19 protein-coding genes are annotated in these 14,490 nt (G+C 53.9%); 10 read left to right on the top strand and 9 right to left on the bottom strand.

Annotation, left to right across the window (positions count from 1 at the left end):
• Window positions 1-4: 4 nt before the first annotated feature.
• Window positions 5-829 (top strand): 2,3,4,5-tetrahydropyridine-2,6-dicarboxylate N-succinyltransferase, encoded by an 825-nt coding sequence (dapD, locus tag KJI95_RS09530; RefSeq protein WP_214506962.1) that lies wholly within the window; start codon window positions 5-7, stop codon window positions 827-829.
• Between the two features lie 272 nt (window positions 830-1,101).
• Window positions 1,102-1,449 (top strand): DUF3718 domain-containing protein, encoded by a 348-nt coding sequence (locus KJI95_RS09525; protein ID WP_214506961.1) that lies wholly within the window; start codon window positions 1,102-1,104, stop codon window positions 1,447-1,449.
• A 92-nt stretch (window positions 1,450-1,541) separates the two neighbouring features.
• Here the strand turns inward: KJI95_RS09525 and purU are convergent, their stop codons facing one another.
• The 3 genes from purU to KJI95_RS09510 form a co-directional block, all read right to left on the bottom strand.
• Window positions 1,542-2,387, bottom strand: a complete 846-nt coding sequence (gene purU, locus KJI95_RS09520) for a formyltetrahydrofolate deformylase (RefSeq protein WP_349356721.1) — start codon at window positions 2,385-2,387, stop codon at window positions 1,542-1,544.
• 153 nt (window positions 2,388-2,540) lie between these two features.
• The gene (locus KJI95_RS09515; RefSeq protein WP_214506959.1) at window positions 2,541-4,010 is read right to left on the bottom strand and encodes a PTS transporter subunit EIIC; all 1,470 of its coding nucleotides are present in this window, start codon (window positions 4,008-4,010) and stop codon (window positions 2,541-2,543) included.
• Window positions 3,962-4,426 carry a flavodoxin gene (locus tag KJI95_RS09510; protein WP_214506958.1) on the bottom strand — a complete coding sequence of 155 codons (465 nt, stop codon included), beginning with the start codon at window positions 4,424-4,426 and terminating at the stop codon, window positions 3,962-3,964. The genes KJI95_RS09515 and KJI95_RS09510 overlap by 49 nt, the downstream gene beginning before the upstream one ends.
• Window positions 4,427-4,690: 264 nt before the next feature.
• Here KJI95_RS09510 and KJI95_RS09505 point away from each other — a divergent pair, with 264 nt between their 5' ends.
• Window positions 4,691-4,849, top strand: a complete 159-nt coding sequence (locus KJI95_RS09505; protein WP_214506957.1) for a hypothetical protein — start codon at window positions 4,691-4,693, stop codon at window positions 4,847-4,849.
• Between the two features lie 64 nt (window positions 4,850-4,913).
• On the opposite strand, the gene truC is transcribed toward KJI95_RS09505, so the two are convergent.
• Together truC and KJI95_RS09495 are read right to left on the bottom strand one after the other, a co-directional pair.
• Complete coding sequence (gene truC / locus KJI95_RS09500; protein WP_214506956.1) at window positions 4,914-5,729, bottom strand: tRNA pseudouridine(65) synthase TruC; 816 nt, start codon at window positions 5,727-5,729, stop codon at window positions 4,914-4,916.
• The gene (locus KJI95_RS09495; protein ID WP_250885746.1) at window positions 5,716-6,051 is read right to left on the bottom strand and encodes a YqcC family protein; all 336 of its coding nucleotides are present in this window, start codon (window positions 6,049-6,051) and stop codon (window positions 5,716-5,718) included. The genes truC and KJI95_RS09495 overlap by 14 nt, the downstream gene beginning before the upstream one ends.
• A 136-nt stretch (window positions 6,052-6,187) precedes the next feature.
• Here KJI95_RS09495 and KJI95_RS09490 point away from each other — a divergent pair, with 136 nt between their 5' ends.
• The 3 genes from KJI95_RS09490 to KJI95_RS09480 are packed head-to-tail and all read left to right on the top strand — an operon-like array spanning window position 6,188 to window position 7,730.
• Window positions 6,188-7,201 (top strand): DUF3549 family protein, encoded by a 1,014-nt coding sequence (locus tag KJI95_RS09490; RefSeq protein WP_214506955.1) that lies wholly within the window; start codon window positions 6,188-6,190, stop codon window positions 7,199-7,201.
• Complete coding sequence (locus KJI95_RS09485) at window positions 7,198-7,587, top strand: DUF3301 domain-containing protein (protein WP_214506954.1); 390 nt, start codon at window positions 7,198-7,200, stop codon at window positions 7,585-7,587. The genes KJI95_RS09490 and KJI95_RS09485 overlap by 4 nt, the downstream gene beginning before the upstream one ends.
• Window positions 7,578-7,730: a hypothetical protein gene (locus KJI95_RS09480; protein ID WP_214506953.1), complete on the top strand. Its 153-nt coding sequence runs from the start codon at window positions 7,578-7,580 to the stop codon at window positions 7,728-7,730. Before KJI95_RS09485 ends, KJI95_RS09480 begins: the two co-directional genes overlap by 10 nt.
• 1,992 nt (window positions 7,731-9,722) lie before the next feature.
• Here the strand turns inward: KJI95_RS09480 and KJI95_RS09475 are convergent.
• Window positions 9,723-10,040 (bottom strand): Mpo1-like protein, encoded by a 318-nt coding sequence (locus KJI95_RS09475; protein ID WP_214506952.1) that lies wholly within the window; start codon window positions 10,038-10,040, stop codon window positions 9,723-9,725.
• The gene (locus tag KJI95_RS09470; RefSeq protein WP_214506951.1) at window positions 10,033-10,671 is read right to left on the bottom strand and encodes a GNAT family N-acetyltransferase; all 639 of its coding nucleotides are present in this window, start codon (window positions 10,669-10,671) and stop codon (window positions 10,033-10,035) included. Before KJI95_RS09470 ends, KJI95_RS09475 begins: the two co-directional genes overlap by 8 nt.
• A gap of 164 nt (window positions 10,672-10,835) precedes the next feature.
• Between KJI95_RS09470 and KJI95_RS09465 the strand changes: the two genes are divergently transcribed.
• Complete coding sequence (locus KJI95_RS09465) at window positions 10,836-11,066, top strand: DUF2789 domain-containing protein (protein ID WP_214506950.1); 231 nt, start codon at window positions 10,836-10,838, stop codon at window positions 11,064-11,066.
• A 115-nt stretch (window positions 11,067-11,181) separates the two neighbouring features.
• On the opposite strand, the gene KJI95_RS09460 is transcribed toward KJI95_RS09465, so the two are convergent.
• A complete protein-coding gene (locus tag KJI95_RS09460) occupies window positions 11,182-11,535 on the bottom strand; it encodes a DUF3192 domain-containing protein (RefSeq protein ID WP_214506949.1) in 354 nt (117 codons plus the stop codon).
• A 161-nt stretch (window positions 11,536-11,696) separates the two neighbouring features.
• Between KJI95_RS09460 and KJI95_RS09455 the strand changes: the two genes are divergently transcribed.
• Window positions 11,697-12,008 carry a hypothetical protein gene (locus KJI95_RS09455; RefSeq protein WP_214506948.1) on the top strand — a complete coding sequence of 104 codons (312 nt, stop codon included), beginning with the start codon at window positions 11,697-11,699 and terminating at the stop codon, window positions 12,006-12,008.
• Entirely contained in the window at window positions 12,008-12,781 is a 774-nt protein-coding gene (locus KJI95_RS09450) for a Zn-ribbon-containing protein (protein WP_214506947.1), read from the top strand. The genes KJI95_RS09455 and KJI95_RS09450 overlap by 1 nt, the downstream gene beginning before the upstream one ends.
• 93 nt (window positions 12,782-12,874) lie before the next feature.
• Here KJI95_RS09450 and syd read toward each other — a convergent pair whose 3' ends face one another.
• Window positions 12,875-13,522 carry a SecY-interacting protein gene (gene syd / locus KJI95_RS09445; RefSeq protein WP_214506946.1) on the bottom strand — a complete coding sequence of 216 codons (648 nt, stop codon included), beginning with the start codon at window positions 13,520-13,522 and terminating at the stop codon, window positions 12,875-12,877.
• 59 nt (window positions 13,523-13,581) lie between these two features.
• On the opposite strand from syd, the gene queF reads away from it, so the two are divergent.
• Window positions 13,582-14,439 carry an NADPH-dependent 7-cyano-7-deazaguanine reductase QueF gene (queF, locus tag KJI95_RS09440; RefSeq protein WP_214506945.1) on the top strand — a complete coding sequence of 286 codons (858 nt, stop codon included), beginning with the start codon at window positions 13,582-13,584 and terminating at the stop codon, window positions 14,437-14,439.
• The last annotated feature ends 51 nt before the right edge of the window (window positions 14,440-14,490 follow it).

The following is a 14,490-nucleotide window of genomic DNA, read 5'->3' as shown; positions in this document are numbered from 1 at the left end:
TTTAATGGAAGCTTTACGCCAGCGTATCGAGGCGGCTTTTGAAGCTCGCGCCACCATCACCCCAGCCACTGTTGAGCCGGCTGTCCGTGCCGACGTGGAAACTGTGCTCGCCATGCTCGACAAAGGCGAAGTGCGCGTGGCCGAGAAGATTGACGGTCAGTGGCACGTTAACCAGTGGCTGAAAAAGGCGGTGCTGCTGTCGTTCCGTATTTTCGACAACGGCGTGATTGATGGCGGCGAAACCAAGTACTTTGACAAGGTACCGATGAAGTTTGCCGACTATGACGATGCCCGTTTTCGCGCCGAGGGGATCCGCGTGGTACCACCTGCAGCCGTGCGCCGTGGCTCCTTTATCGGTAAAAATACCGTATTGATGCCATCTTACGTTAACCTCGGTGCCTATGTTGACGAAGGCACCATGGTCGACACCTGGGCCACCGTGGGCTCCTGCGCGCAAATTGGTAAAAACGTGCACCTCTCCGGCGGCGTAGGCATTGGCGGCGTGCTGGAGCCGCTGCAGGCCGGCCCGACCATCATCGAAGACAACTGCTTTATCGGCGCCCGCTCTGAAATCGTCGAAGGCGTCGTGGTGGAAGAAGGCTCAGTGATCTCCATGGGCGTGTACATCGGTCAAAGCACCCGCATTTACGATCGTGAAACCGGTGAAATTCACTACGGCCGCGTACCGGCAGGCTCAGTGGTGGTTTCCGGCACCCTGCCGTCTTCCTGTGGCAAGTACAACCTGTATGCCGCAATTATCGTGAAGAAAGTGGATGAGAAAACCCGCGGCAAAGTGGGGATCAACGAACTGCTGCGTATCGTTGATTAACTGGTACACAAACTAAAAAAGCAGGCCCTGTGCCTGCTTTTTTATTGCCCATCCGCCAAATAATTATCCACCGCCAGCCAAGCTCGGTGGATTACCCCCGGCACTAATCAAACGCTTGGAAGATTGCATGCCATCTTATCCCCTTTGGCCGGGCGCCTTAATTGCCGGGCGGTGGACAGTCACAGCCAGATACAGAATGACATATCTTAAGCATAGTTTTTATCACCCGCGAAGGCTTTACTGAAAGGGCTTTGTACAACCGGGAGAGTACTATGAAAAAGCTGCCTGTTTTGTCCGCTCTTGCACTCACAGCCGCCAGTTTTGGCGCCTTCGCAGCCATGAGCCCCAACGTGGAAAATACCCTGATCGCCGTCTGTAAAGCCGGAATAAGTAACAGTCCGGTGCAGTTTGCCCACACCATGAAGGATTACCGCATCAATGAAGCGCGGATTTTCCCAAGGCTGGTATGCAATGGCGACACCTTCTACGACTTTGCCGTCGCCCACGGCGCCGATAAAACCGCAAAACGCATTGCCCGTTATCTGCCAGGCCAGGTCACCATCAAGGATTTGGCCATGGTTAATCAGGATGAGATGCTCTACGTCAATTTTGATGAATAGACTTGAGACTGACAAAAAAGGCGCCGAGGCGCCTTTTTCAGTTGTTGAGTGATTTGTTGCATAAGCTGCTGCGTTAGCTTGTGCTTAACCCATTAAAACACCACAGTTTTATTACCATACACCACCACTTTATCGGCCAGTACCAGACCAAGGGCGCGGCTTAATACCGATTTTTCCACATCACGGCCGGCACGGGCCATTTCCAGCGCACTGTAGTTATGGTCAACGTGGATCACATCCTGTTTGATGATAGGCCCTTCATCGAGGCAATTATTCACGAAATGCGCCGTGGCACCGATGATCTTCACCCCGCGCTCCCACGCCTGACGATACGGATTGGCGCCGATAAAGGCCGGTAAAAACGAGTGATGAATGTTGATAATGCGGTTGGGGTAACGCGCGACAAACTCAGGTGTGAGTACCCGCATAAACTTGGCCAGCACCAGATAATCGGCGCCATAGGGCTCAATCACTTCCAGCAGCGCTGCCTCGTGCTGATGTCGGTCAAGCCCCTCGTGGCTGACATAATGAAACGGAATATCAAACTTTTCCGTCAGGGCGGCAAGCTTGTCGTAGTTGCCGACCACGGCCGCAATCTCTACATCCAGCGCGCCGTAATAGGATTTCATCAAGAGATCGCCAAGGCAATGAGCCTCTTTGGTCACCAACACCACCACTCGCTTACGGCCACCGGGCTTAAGCACAGTATGGTTTTGCGCGGGCAATACCTCGTACAATGCCGATAGCAGTCTGGGCTCATCGAAATCGCCTTCAAGCTCGGTGCGCATAAAGAAGCGGCCTTCGGTGTTATCCACAAACTCATCGTTCTTGATGATGTTAAGGCCAAAATCAAAGCAAACGCCGGTGATCTTGGCAATCAGCCCCTTGGCGTCGGCGCAGTCGGTAATCAGCACCCGGCGTGGTAATTTTAAAGACACTGTCATCCCCCTCAATTCATGACCTAAAGACAGCATGCCACAAACCGGCGTATTGCCGCCAATATCGCCAAAAAACATCATAAAACAGGATAATCAAGCCGGTGAGGATGATATTAATTTATAAAACAGCAGTAAGTTTTGCGGATTTATCAATCAGCGGCGGGAATCCAGATAACGCTGCAGCAGCTTTCGCAGCGTCTCGGCCTTGGTGCCAAACACCACCTGCACGCCACTGCCAAGCACAATCACGCCTTTTGCGCCAAGGGACATCAGCCGCTGCCTATCAACCAGCGCAGGGTCGGCAACGCTTATCCGAAGCCGGGTTAAGCAGGCAGACAGCTCGGTAATGTTACCGCTGCCGCCAAGGGCGGACACCAGGGTGAGCAGATTGCGCTGCTGCCCTGTGTCGGCTTCAAGCCTGCCGGGGGTTTTAAGGTTAAAAGCGAGAATGCAGCCGCGAAACAGCACGTAATAAATCACAAAGGTAAGCGGCCCGAGCACATAAAACCAGCTGACATTGCTCGACTGCGGCAGCAACAAAACAAAGTCCACCAAGCCGTGGGAGAACACCACACTGTGATGCACATCGAGCAAAATAGAGGCGCTGTAGGCAAGGCCGGTGAGCACCGCATGCAGCAGGTATAACAGCGGTGCCACAAACAAAAACGCAAATTCCACCGGCTCCGTCACGCCGGTAAGCCAGCTTGCCGCCGCAGCCGAAAGCATCACCCCGGCCACGCGATTACGCTGCTCTTTATCGGCACAGCGCCAGATAGCCAGCGCCGCGGCAGGCAAGCCCCACATCTTGATAAGGTAGCCGCCGGCAAGGTTTCCGGCCGATGGGTCGCCCGCAAGATAGCGCGCCATCTCACCGCGCACCATTTCAGTGCCGGTTTGATACTGGCCAATCTCAAGGTAAAACGGCGCATTCCAGATATGATGCAGCCCAAGTGGCAGCAACAGTCGCTCCACCATGCCGTAAAAACCAAAGGCAATGGCAGGCTCCTGATACAGCGCCCAGTTGGACGCCCGCTCAATCAGATGCTCAAGCGGCGGCCACAACACAGCCAGTAATACCGCGAGCAGCATCACCAGCGGGATCATGATAAGGGGCGCACTGCGGCGGCCTTCAAAAAAAGAAAATACCGCTGGCAGTTTAAGCCGCTCACTGAGGCGCACCGCGATACAGGTGATAGCCCCCACCGCCATACCGCCGGCAATGCCGGTGTCTATGGTCGGCGTGCCCCACACCACCTGGGTCGGCAAATGATGTACCTTGGCCGCGGCGGCGAGGGTTGAGAGCAGCACCCCATAGCCAAAGGCGGCAGAAAAGGCCGCAATGCCCTGATCGCGGCAATACCCAATGGCCACCGCAATGGCAAACAGCATCGGCATGATGTCAAAAATCAGCTTGCCGACACTCAGCATCAGCACATTCAGCGCGTCGGGGATAAAGGGCAAGGGATTGGTCGCAAGGCCAATCATCAGCCCCGCAGCCGGTAAAATGGCAATGGGAATAAGCAGCGTCTGCGACAGACGCTGGGCGAAGCGAAACCAGTGCCGGTTGACCCGGCTTAAGCGACCAGGCCGCTCTCGATGCGTTGATGCCACTGCATCAGCCATGTTTTTGCCTCGGTTTCCGGCTCCATGGTTTCCATGGCATCGATGCGAAACAGCGGTAATACCGGCTTGGCCGCAAGTTCCGTCAGCAGCGCCTGCAGCTTTTCACCGGCACCGCAAAAGTCGCTGTAGGAGGAATCCCCAAGTCCAACCACACTGAAATGCAGCGAGGGCAGATAAAGCCCGGCACTGCTTAAGCGGTAATACCAAGGCTGTATGTCCTCGGGCAAATCGCCGCTGCCGGTGGTGGATGACACCACAATCAACAGGCCGCCATTGCACGGGGTAAAGCCCGATAGCTCATGGGGTTGCCACAGTCTGGGCGCATACCCGAGGCCTTTAAGCTCATCACTGAGGGTTTCGGCGACAAACTGGGCACTGCCGTACACGGTGCCAAACACTAAATCCACCGTTTTCATAGGGCTATTCCTTAAACTTACTATCGATTTATCAGCAATATAGCACTCAACATACGCTATTGCGCCAAGCTTGGGCAAGTGGTTCGAAGCGCCTATACCTTCCAGACTCCTCCTTTAGACGGCTGGATGGCAACGGCGGTTTTATGTTACTTTAGTGCAGGTTTTAGGTGAGTGTGGCGCCGCGGTGTGTCAGTCTCTGTGCCGGGGCAGGATGTCAGCGGTCTTTTCACACAAGGGATGGGCAACCTGCCAGAGGAATCTTTGATGCAGCCAACCTGCCGTAAAAAACAGCACAAAGCCTGTCAGCACAGGCGCAATCAGTATTTTCAAAGCCAGCGGCTGTGGAATGAAGCGCCACTCTCTCAGGTGGCAGGCTTTGTAAGCCTCGCCGAGATCAAAGCCCGCCTTAAAAAACAGGGCTAAACCGTGAGTTTTAGCCCGTCAAACACATCGAATATCCTTACTCAGGGAATGCGTCAGCAAGCGCTCAGGTCGCAGCCAGCAGCATAGCACTATTGCTATCAAGCTCGGCATCAGTCCAGCCAAGCCCTGCAAATACCGTCAGCCACTCGGGTTCCAGTTCGGTTTCAACCGCTATCGGCGCACCGGTGAGCGGATGAATAAACTCCAGCCGCTTGGCAATCAGCCATAAGCGATTCAGGCCAAAATGCTCGCGGAAAAAGCGGTTTTGCTTGCCGTCACCATGGGTCGTATCGCCAATAATTGGGTGGCGCAAATGCGCCATGTGGCGTCTTAGCTGATGCTTGCGGCCGGTTTGCGGCAGCAGCTGCATCAACGCAAACCGGCTTGAGGGATAACGCCCTGAATAATAGGGAATTTCGGTATTCAGCAACGGCAGGTAGTGGGTGATGGCATCCTGAGCCGGTTTATCGGGATCCACGTCTTTGTCGGCAAGCTCATCCAGCTCTTCTTTGAGCGGGTAATCGAGAATGCCCGCCTCATGCATGTTGCCGCGCACCAAGGCAAGATAGGTTTTACAGACGGTGTGATTGGCAAACTGGTTACAGAGAGCATTGGCCACTTCGCTCGATTTGGCAAACAGCAACACACCCGAGGTTGGCCGGTCGAGGCGATGCACCGGAAACACATGGCAACCGACCAGGTCCCGCGTCAGCTGCATTGCAAACCAATGCTCACGGCGGGCAAGGTAGCTTCTATGTACCAAAAGCCCCGCAGGCTTATGAATGGCAACGAGCGCCTCATCTTCATACAAAATCTCGATATGGGGCGCGGTGTCGGCAAAGGCGATATCGGCGCTGCCGGGCAAATCATCTTGATGCATTTACAGTGTCATCCAATAAAGCAATCAGCTGAACAAGTGGCGTAAGCTCAGGCTTTGCCGCCCACACATGCTCGGCCATGGGTAACAGCGCCATGGGGCGTGGCAGAGTATGGCCAGCGTCCAGCAAGGCATTGACCCTGGGGATAAAGATAAACTGCAGCCACTGCTCAAAACTCAGGGTATCGCAGCAAAAGGGGGCGCTGCTGGCAAGGGCTGCAGCGGACGGCGCAGCCGACTGCCAAAGGCCATGATGTTTCAGGCTCAGTTCAAGCTGCACCAGCAGCGAAGCAAGCTCAGGGTGAGACATAACAGAATGAGACATAGCAGAATGAGACCTAGTCGGCGCCACAACCAAAAGCGCAATTGTACCATCTTGCGGCGCTTATCCCTATAATGGCGCCTTATGCAAATCCGATGCCTTCAACCGGGCAGCATTAACCACACAGGGCCGCAGTAAAATGGCAGAAATCACCAGCATCAGTCAGTTTCTCTCCACCGCCAAAACCCAGTTTCAGGTGTACGATTTGGGTCGGCGTGTGCAACATATCGATGCCATGGCCTTTGCGCAAATCGAGGCGCTGCAATCCCCCTACCCTTACCCTATCCAGGGGCATGCGAAGATGGCATTGGTGTTTTGGGATGCGAGCGAACAGTACTTTGTCTGGTTTATCAGCCTGCCTTTGGATGAGCGCGGCCTGTTAAGCCCGGCGCCGCGCAGCCAGTTTATCAAGATGATCCTCGATGCGCTGGGCGAAGACTTAACCCGCACCCTCAGCGAAGATGAGCAGCAGCGGATGGCCAACCATCCTTTCAGTTTCAAGCCGGCCCAGGAAAAGCTGGCCGTATTCAATGCGCTGGTGCGCCGTCAGCTCGGCCGCCCCGCATCCGGTCAATATGAATATGCCGCCCAATACCTGAGTGGCCAGCTGCCAAGCGATGCCTGGGTAAATGTCGGCTTTCAGGGGCTTGCAGACATAGTGGTTCGCCTCAATGAACTTGATCATGCCGCCATGGTGGAGTGCGCGCTCAGCACAGCGCCGACCGAGGTTGTGATTGCGCTTTGCCAGTGCCTTGAACACGTATTACTGCCTGAGTCGCTTGCCAACAGCCTGCTTGAGCTTGCCACAGCAAGCGCAGCGCCACTGGACCTGTATGCCCTTAGAGCGCTGGGCAGCCGCCCGGACGTCGGTGTGCGCGCCATTGATACGCTGGCGCAATCTGGGCGCCTCGATGCCAATCAGCTGATTGCCATTGCCGGCCGTAATTGGTTGTCGCTTAGGGATGACGGCTGTCGCAAACGCTTTCTCGAAGCGCTGGCACTGCAGGAGCAAGACTTTTTCAATCAGGTATTTGCTGATATTGTGGCAATCCCTGCGCTTCGCACCGCCCTGTTGATGGCACTGAGGGACCCTGAGCGCTCCGATGCGCTGTCGACGGCCATCGGCGGACTATTCAAGGCAACCAAATCATGATGACAGATCTGCTTCTTCTTCTTTTTGTGGCCATGGTGGCCGCCTTTTTCTGGCAGCTGAGACAAATGTCTGAGATAGCCAAACTGTTTACCGAAAAAGAGTGTAAACGGCAACGGGTACAACTGCTTGCTATTGCCCAGCTCAATGCAAGACCGACCTTGGGCAGCAGCACCGGCATCGGCTGGAAAGCCTGTTATCTGTTTGAGTTTTCGACCGACGGGGTGAACCTGTATCGCGGGCATATTCATATGCTTGGCAAGAAGATTCAAAAAATTGAATGGCCTATCTTCCCTGAGCCCCAGTGGATGGAAGCGCCGACCGCGCGCGGCACTGTGGGTGGCAGCTGCGGCTCGCGTGGCAGTTGCAGCTCCGGCAGTTGCCGCTGAGTGTCAGGATTGGTGAGCGCTTGCTGGTGCCTGTGAGTGCGTTTGAGCTTGTGAGCGTCGGCGTGATGGGCAAACTGCTGATGAATTTCAGGATGTCAGGCAACGCCATTCAGGACAACTCCCACGTCCACGATCCCGACTAGTGCCGGCCGCGCCTTTAGGTAGCAGCTTCTGACAGATATTAGGCTGTACCTGAAATCTGAGCAGGCGGCGCCTTAACACTGAATAGGCAGTGCCCGCACTAAGTTAATGCAACCCCAGAAATAAGAAAGGGTGCGATTCTTACGAACCGCACCCATCTGTTTCTCTGTTAAGCCATCCAGCTATTGTTGTGCTCCCTGCACCATCCATGCGTACGAATTGCTTCCAGCGTCGTCCGTGTCTATCCCTTGCTTGTCCCTGTACTTGCGTACTTTCCTTCTCACCCGGTTATCCCTTGACCGAGCCTGCTCCGTCCGTGAGCGTGTCCACATTCCATCCCTGAAGAGTATCCATACTCAACTGTCCATGTCTTGCGCCATCCGGGGCACTGAAACTTTCCATCCTGGAGAACTCTGGCATCCTTTGCCGCAATCACCAACATCCTGTTGGCGTAGTTTCACTTCCTGTGAAAACACATCCTGTGCCTGTCATCCTTGTCCGATACTTCCTGTATCAGTTTCCCCATCCCTGGAGACTGTGTCGTCATCCTGACCCGGCTTCCGTTGCCGCCATCGTTCCTTCGACAATTTGAATTCTACTGGAACTGCACCTTTTGGGTGGCAAACTTAACATTACATTAAAACTTGCACGCGATGACGAAACAAATTCAGCATCGCTAAGCATGTGTTATTAAATGAAAACTTTTAAAATGTCGGATTTTTTCACCAGCACATCACCCGCATGTCTTACACGTTGTGTGAGAAATGTCTCACAAGCCTTGTAGGCAACTCCCGATCCGCCTGTCATTACTCCGGAAGTGATAGTACTCAGATCCGGTTCAGCGGCTTTCAGGCACTGACAGCGCTAACGCGCAGGCCTCTGTTAGCTCCTGGCCGCTGGGCAGGTATCTTCCCAAAGAGGCATAAAATCAGCTAAGTGACAGGTTTTCGCGACTCACGAATTGCGAATTGCGCTACGTTTAGCCTGGCTAAAGCCAAAGACACAACTGCCAAAGGTACAGCAGCCTGCCACGCCGTTGAGTACAAACGCCTGGTCATGCCATCGAAACCCGGAGTCAGACATACGGGAGCCGAGTTACTCAAAGCTAACTGCCGGTCAAGGTTCTTATCGTCCCGAATCAAACGCGGAGCGATGAACACCAGAGCCTAATAAAAACCGGCCGCGGACAAAAGCCATCAAATCAATAAATCAGGCACCGAATAACCAAATAAGACACCGAATAACAAAGCAAGGTACCGAATAACCCAATCAGGCACTGAACACAAATTTCGGGCAAAGAAAAAGGGCGCGTCTTTCAAAGTAAAGGCGCGCCCCATTCATACCACGTTAGCTATCCCGCTAAGTTGTGCTCCCTGCACCATCCTTGCGTCTACTTGCTTCCTGCGATTCCGTGCATCCCGGCTATGTGTCCCTGTACTTGCGTACTCAATCCTTTGAACGGCGCTTTCCTGTCACCGTCCGGCTGCATCCGTGAGCTCTGTCCTTGGCCGCTTCCTGCGTACTGATCCTCAGTGCTGACGTCCTGTACCAACCTTTTCCGTGGCTGGTTGATGTTCATCCTGAACCTGTCCCTGCAACATCCTTAAGTCGTCCTGACCTAGGCTTCGTGCCCCGTCCACATCGTTCCTGATGCACCGACTTCCTGCCGGCATCTGCGACGTCCTGCCGCAGTGTGGAGCCACTAAGGCTCACCTAATTCTGACCAATCCTGTCGTTTTGCTTTTTCAAGCTTGCTGCCTTTCCCTAAGCCGCAAACAAAGTTTAACAAAGCCTGCGCGGATTACAGCCAAGGGAGAATGTCAGCAGATGTAAACGGTGGTCTTGAAATGTGCAAAACCAAGTACAAACAACTGAATTAAAATAGGAATTCCAATGAGTGAACTAAACAAAGCTTGGCATTTCACATCGATCTCCTACAGCACTTGTAAGACATATCTCACAAGAACTGTAGGCAAAGCATATGGTCGGCTTCATCACGCCGAGCGGCGGCCGCTAATCACGCCACTGATAAACTGCCACCACATCAGCCAATCCGCCATAAAACTGTACAGAGGATAGCGAAAAGTCGCCGGGCGGTTTTTCTCAAAGCCAAAATGTCCAACCCAGGCAAAGCCGTAGCCAATAAGCGGCAATAACCAGGCAAGGGACCAGTGTCTTGAAACCAGTATATAGCCAAGCAGTATCAGCACCAGGGTCGACCCCAGATAGTGCAGCGCCCGGCAAACCGGGTGGCTGTGCTCAGCAAGATAGTAGGGATAAAACTCGGAAAAGGAGCTGAACTTATCAGACATTGGCAGACCTTCGATAACACATCAGTTCGCCTGCAACTTTACCAATGCTGATGGCGCCGTGGGACTCAAAACCATGTTTAATAAAAAGGTGGGTATCGGACTCTCGGCTGACAAACACCCCAAGGCATTCAAGCTCAAGTTGATCGTCACACCAGGACAGAACCGCTTCCAGAAGCATTCCGCCGTGGCCCTTGCCCTGCTCCGACGGTGCCAGTGCAATAAACTGCAAAATAGCACAGGCTTTGGCCGGCAAACGCTCCAGAATCGAGTGCTCTTTTTGCATCAGCATCTGGGTGGACTGCCAGCCGGTACCAAGCAGCATCTTCAGCCGCCAGTGCCAGTTTTTCGCTTCACCAAGACCAATCTGGTGGCTGACCACAGAGGCAACACCAATCAGCCGCTCTTCATCAAACCAGCCAATAAGCGCCTGCTCCTGCTGCCAAAGTTCCGCGAGCTCCTCACGGATTGCCGCGCGCAGCTTTTGCTCATAGGCCGATTTATCCTCAGCGCCCAACGCCTGCATAAAAAACGGGTCGTCGTGATAAGCGTTATAAAGAATCGATGCTGCCACCCTAAGGTCTTCAGCAGTCAGATAAATCGCACGAAATCTGTCTTGGGTTTGCTGTTCCATAGTCGTTATCCTTCTACCCATTGCTTGTTCAATGTAACAAGAAGGTTAAAAAGTGCAATCCTCAAACGGGTTGCGTTTTTCACTGTGGCTACTAATGCTTATGCAAAACAGGGCTTATGCAAAAGAACGCTTATTAAAATCACAGATCAGCGAGGGAGAGCAAAATGGATACCACGCCAACCGATTTCAGCCATCTGTTTGAACAACTTGGATTGGACAGCAGCGAAGCCGCCATCGGCAGATTTATCGACAGCCACCGACTCTTGAGCGGTCAGGCTATCTGGCAGGCGAGTTTCTGGAACGCGGCGCAGGCGGAATTTCTGCGTGAGGCATTGGAGAGTGACGATAATTGGTCAGAACTGGTGGATGCGTTAACGGCAAGACTCAGATCCTGAGCCTTGCCCGGTATCGATAGTGGGCCCATCGAGCCGAATGTTCTTAAGCTTGTCTTCTGATGGCGTTCAGTGAGCTTGCTGGGAGCCAGCCCCCTTCGCGGCCGTCCGGCAAGCTTCAGCCTTTACGGTAAGCGCCCTCGCCCCAACCGGTCAGCTGATTATTGGTCAGCACCACCGGGGTGCATTCATCTTTGGTGGTGCTGCCATCTTCACGCACCCGGTTGGTACGGTAAAACAGCACCTGCACTTCGTTACCTTCCTGCTGCCAGGCCTCATAAAAGTCGGCGCGCCCCATGCGGCTTATCACCTGCTCCTTGGTCATGCCCATGGTCAGGGTCGCGAGCCCATCGCGGTTTTGCTGCTCGGTCTTTTGCCAGTCATGAGTGTCAGCATTGTCGCCCACATTAATCACGCATCCGCCCAAAACCAGGCTGGTCCCCAAAAATGCTGCCAGATATAACCCTTTCATACGTTCTCCTTGTGGTTTCATACATTCTCCTGGTGTCTGTGGCTGTGTTAAACTCCACGCCAGAACGTGAGCACAGCAAAAACCAGACCAACAAGCTAAACTCTTTAAATTCAATAAATTGATAAAAACACAATCGTGGGCGTTAAGGAAATTAACCAAAAATGAGTCAAATTGAACAGGTGCTGTTTACCGCGGCCCAGCTTGAAGCCAAGGGGCAGGAACCCAGCATTGCGCTTATCAAGGCGAATTTACCCTCCCCTCTGCCCATGCCGGTGATTGTCAAAGGCCTGCAGCATTTCAAAAACTTAAGCAGCGACGACAAGGCTAAACTGGCACCGCCGCAGGCAGCAGCGCCCAAACCCGAGCAAGCGGCCTGTGAACTCACTGAACTCAGGCAGCGCGTGGCAGCTCTTGAGGCCCTGTGTCAGGCATTGGTCACCCGCATTGATAACCTCGAACAAGGCCCCAACTGATGTACGTTACCGAACTCAGATTCGAGTGTTTTGCCGATACCACCATCACTGCGGCGCAAACTGCTATCAATAATTTGCTGGAAGCATGGCGCGCCAACGGCCAGGTGCTGGGGCGGGAATTTGCGGTAAGTTTTAACGAGGGTGAGTTTCGCGCGCGGCTGATGTTGCCCGCCAGCGACAGTCTCGCCAACCGCCACAACAGCCCCTGGGCCAAGGCGGCGCTGAAAGGCCTGACCGACGCCAAGTTATTGCCTCCGCGCGAAAAACTGCTTGGACAGGACATCAACGCCAACGAAAGCTATGAAGGTGAGTCCAGTTGGCAACTGCTGTACACCAGCTACGTGCACATGTGCTCGCCGGTGCGAAGCGGCGATAATCTGCTGCCTGTTCCGCTTTACCGCTTACCCGCAACCTTTAATGGCGATCACAAACAGCTCATTCGCTGGCAGACCGAATGGCAGGCCTGTGATGAACTGCAGATGGCCTCAGGCACCAAGGCCGAGTTTGCCGCCCTCGATGAAATCAGCACCATCGGCAGCGACTTATTCCGCCGTGGCTGGGATTTGCGTGGCCGCCTTGAGTATCTCACCAAAGTCCCGACCTATTACTACCTCTACCGGGTAGGCGGCACCAGCCTGGCGAGTGAGCGCGAGCGCGCCTGCCCCCGCTGTGGCAGCAAGGCATGGCGCCTCGATGAGCCACTGCTCGACATGTTCCACTTTCGCTGCGAGCCCTGCCGGATAGTGTCAAATCTGTCCTGGGACTATCAATAAGCGCGCTCCTCGCTGGCGCTCTGACAATAGTGTCATCTGCGACCACAATGCAAAAGGCGCCAATGGGCGCCTTTTTCATTTTAAAACCAGTGCTTAGCGACCAAGAAGATTGCGCCACATCCGCTTCATGCTGGCAATAATGCCGGGATGCTCAGTCACCATAGGAGCCACGTCCTGATGCAGCATCGGCGGTGCGACGCGTCCATGCAACTGGCCGATAAAGGCGGCAAGCGAGTCAGCCAGCTTTTCATGTGGCTCATTGCCCGCCACTTCTTTCCAGACGCTGCCGTCGGCGTTATTCACCGTCAGCATCTCTTCGTTATCGCCAATCAAACCGATAAACCAGGTCGCGGGTTGTTTAAGCTGCTTTTTCATCATCAGATGACCGAGCACATTTTGCTGCAGCAAAAAAAAGTCGTCTTCGTTCCAGGGCTGGATAAGCTCACCTTCGCCCCAAGGCGAGTCAAACTGCAAAGTGCCGGCATAAAAATGCCCATAAAAATCATTGACATCTGAGTGCAGCTCAATCTCCATGGCATGGGCGATATTGTCAAAGTTGGCGCTCGGCTCCCGCTTAACCCATTGCCACTGCTGCGGCTCGGACGCACGGCTGTCAGCCTCTGACACCAGGCAGGGAGAGGCGCGCTCATGGGTGTAGCACCTGGGGTATTCATCCAACTTTTGCAAAAATGCGTCGGCGTAGATTTTATGAAAATTTGTCAGAGCTGCCAGACAAGACACTTAAGAACCGTCCAATTTAGGGTATAATGGACGCTTATTTTGACACGGAAAGGCGTTTGATGACACGAATTCACGATCCCTATAGCGGGGCATCTGAGCTTGCCGGGCTGACTCTGGGTCAGGCTACCGAATACCAGGCTGAGTATGCACCTTCGCTGCTGCAAGGGGTTCCACGCAAGCTCAACCGCGATGCCATTGCCCTTAACGGCGAGCTGCCGTTTCATGGCACCGATCTGTGGACAGGCTACGAATTGTCCTGGCTTAATGCCAAGGGCAAGCCTATGGTGGCAATCCTTGAGCTGCACCTCGATGTCAGCAGTGAAAACCTGATTGAGTCCAAGTCATTCAAACTGTATCTAAACAGCTTTAACCAAACCCGTTTTGAATCGGTCGATGCGGTCAGCAAGGCGCTGGAGCGCGATCTGGCTGAGTGCGCCAAGGGCCAGGTTAAAGTCAAAGTGATTGAGCCAAAACAGTTTGCTATTCAACGCATTGTAGAGCTGCCAGGCACCTGCATTGACGATTTGGACATTGAAGTCGACGATTACGAATTCAACCCTGAGTACCTTAAAGACAGCACCGACGACAAGCAAATGGTGGCCGAGACCTTAAACTCGAACCTGCTTAAGTCCAACTGCCTTATCACTTCGCAGCCCGACTGGGGCAGTGTGATGATCCGCTATCAGGGCTCTAAAATCGACCGTGAAAAGCTGCTGCGCTACCTGATTTCATTCCGCCAGCACAACGAATTCCACGAGCAATGTGTCGAGCGGATCTTTACCGATCTCAAGCACTACTGCGGCTGCACCAAGCTAACTGTGTATGCCCGCTACACGCGTCGTGGCGGCCTCGACATCAATCCGTTTCGCAGTGACTTTGAGCACCTGCCGGAAAATAATCGCCTGGCGCGGCAGTAATCTCTGCCAAGCATAAAAAAGCAGCCCACGGGCTGCTTTTTTACTGACTTT

Origin of the sequence: Shewanella jiangmenensis (assembly GCF_018596335.1) — a bacterium.
GTDB lineage: Bacteria > Pseudomonadota > Gammaproteobacteria > Enterobacterales > Shewanellaceae > Shewanella > Shewanella jiangmenensis.
This window is presented reverse-complemented; position numbering and strand designations above follow the sequence as displayed.

Coding starts and splice junctions, on each gene's coding strand:
- KJI95_RS09510 (WP_214506958.1), bottom strand. CDS start 4,426: ATGAAAACGGTGGATTTAGTGTTTGGCACCGTGTACGGCAGTGCCCAG.
- KJI95_RS09465 (WP_214506950.1), top strand. CDS start 10,836: ATGGATACCACGCCAACCGATTTCAGCCATCTGTTTGAACAACTTGGA.
- KJI95_RS09470 (WP_214506951.1), bottom strand. CDS start 10,671: ATGGAACAGCAAACCCAAGACAGATTTCGTGCGATTTATCTGACTGCT.
- KJI95_RS09475 (WP_214506952.1), bottom strand. CDS start 10,040: ATGTCTGATAAGTTCAGCTCCTTTTCCGAGTTTTATCCCTACTATCTT.
- KJI95_RS09485 (WP_214506954.1), top strand. CDS start 7,198: ATGATGACAGATCTGCTTCTTCTTCTTTTTGTGGCCATGGTGGCCGCC.
- KJI95_RS09505 (WP_214506957.1), top strand. CDS start 4,691: ATGCAGCCAACCTGCCGTAAAAAACAGCACAAAGCCTGTCAGCACAGG.
- KJI95_RS09455 (WP_214506948.1), top strand. CDS start 11,697: ATGAGTCAAATTGAACAGGTGCTGTTTACCGCGGCCCAGCTTGAAGCC.
- KJI95_RS09490 (WP_214506955.1), top strand. CDS start 6,188: ATGGCAGAAATCACCAGCATCAGTCAGTTTCTCTCCACCGCCAAAACC.
- KJI95_RS09515 (WP_214506959.1), bottom strand. CDS start 4,010: ATGGCTGATGCAGTGGCATCAACGCATCGAGAGCGGCCTGGTCGCTTA.
- KJI95_RS09450 (WP_214506947.1), top strand. CDS start 12,008: ATGTACGTTACCGAACTCAGATTCGAGTGTTTTGCCGATACCACCATC.
- KJI95_RS09495 (WP_250885746.1), bottom strand. CDS start 6,051: ATGTCTCATTCTGTTATGTCTCACCCTGAGCTTGCTTCGCTGCTGGTG.
- queF (WP_214506945.1), top strand. CDS start 13,582: ATGACACGAATTCACGATCCCTATAGCGGGGCATCTGAGCTTGCCGGG.
- KJI95_RS09460 (WP_214506949.1), bottom strand. CDS start 11,535: ATGAAAGGGTTATATCTGGCAGCATTTTTGGGGACCAGCCTGGTTTTG.
- KJI95_RS09525 (WP_214506961.1), top strand. CDS start 1,102: ATGAAAAAGCTGCCTGTTTTGTCCGCTCTTGCACTCACAGCCGCCAGT.
- truC (WP_214506956.1), bottom strand. CDS start 5,729: ATGCATCAAGATGATTTGCCCGGCAGCGCCGATATCGCCTTTGCCGAC.
- dapD (WP_214506962.1), top strand. CDS start 5: ATGGAAGCTTTACGCCAGCGTATCGAGGCGGCTTTTGAAGCTCGCGCC.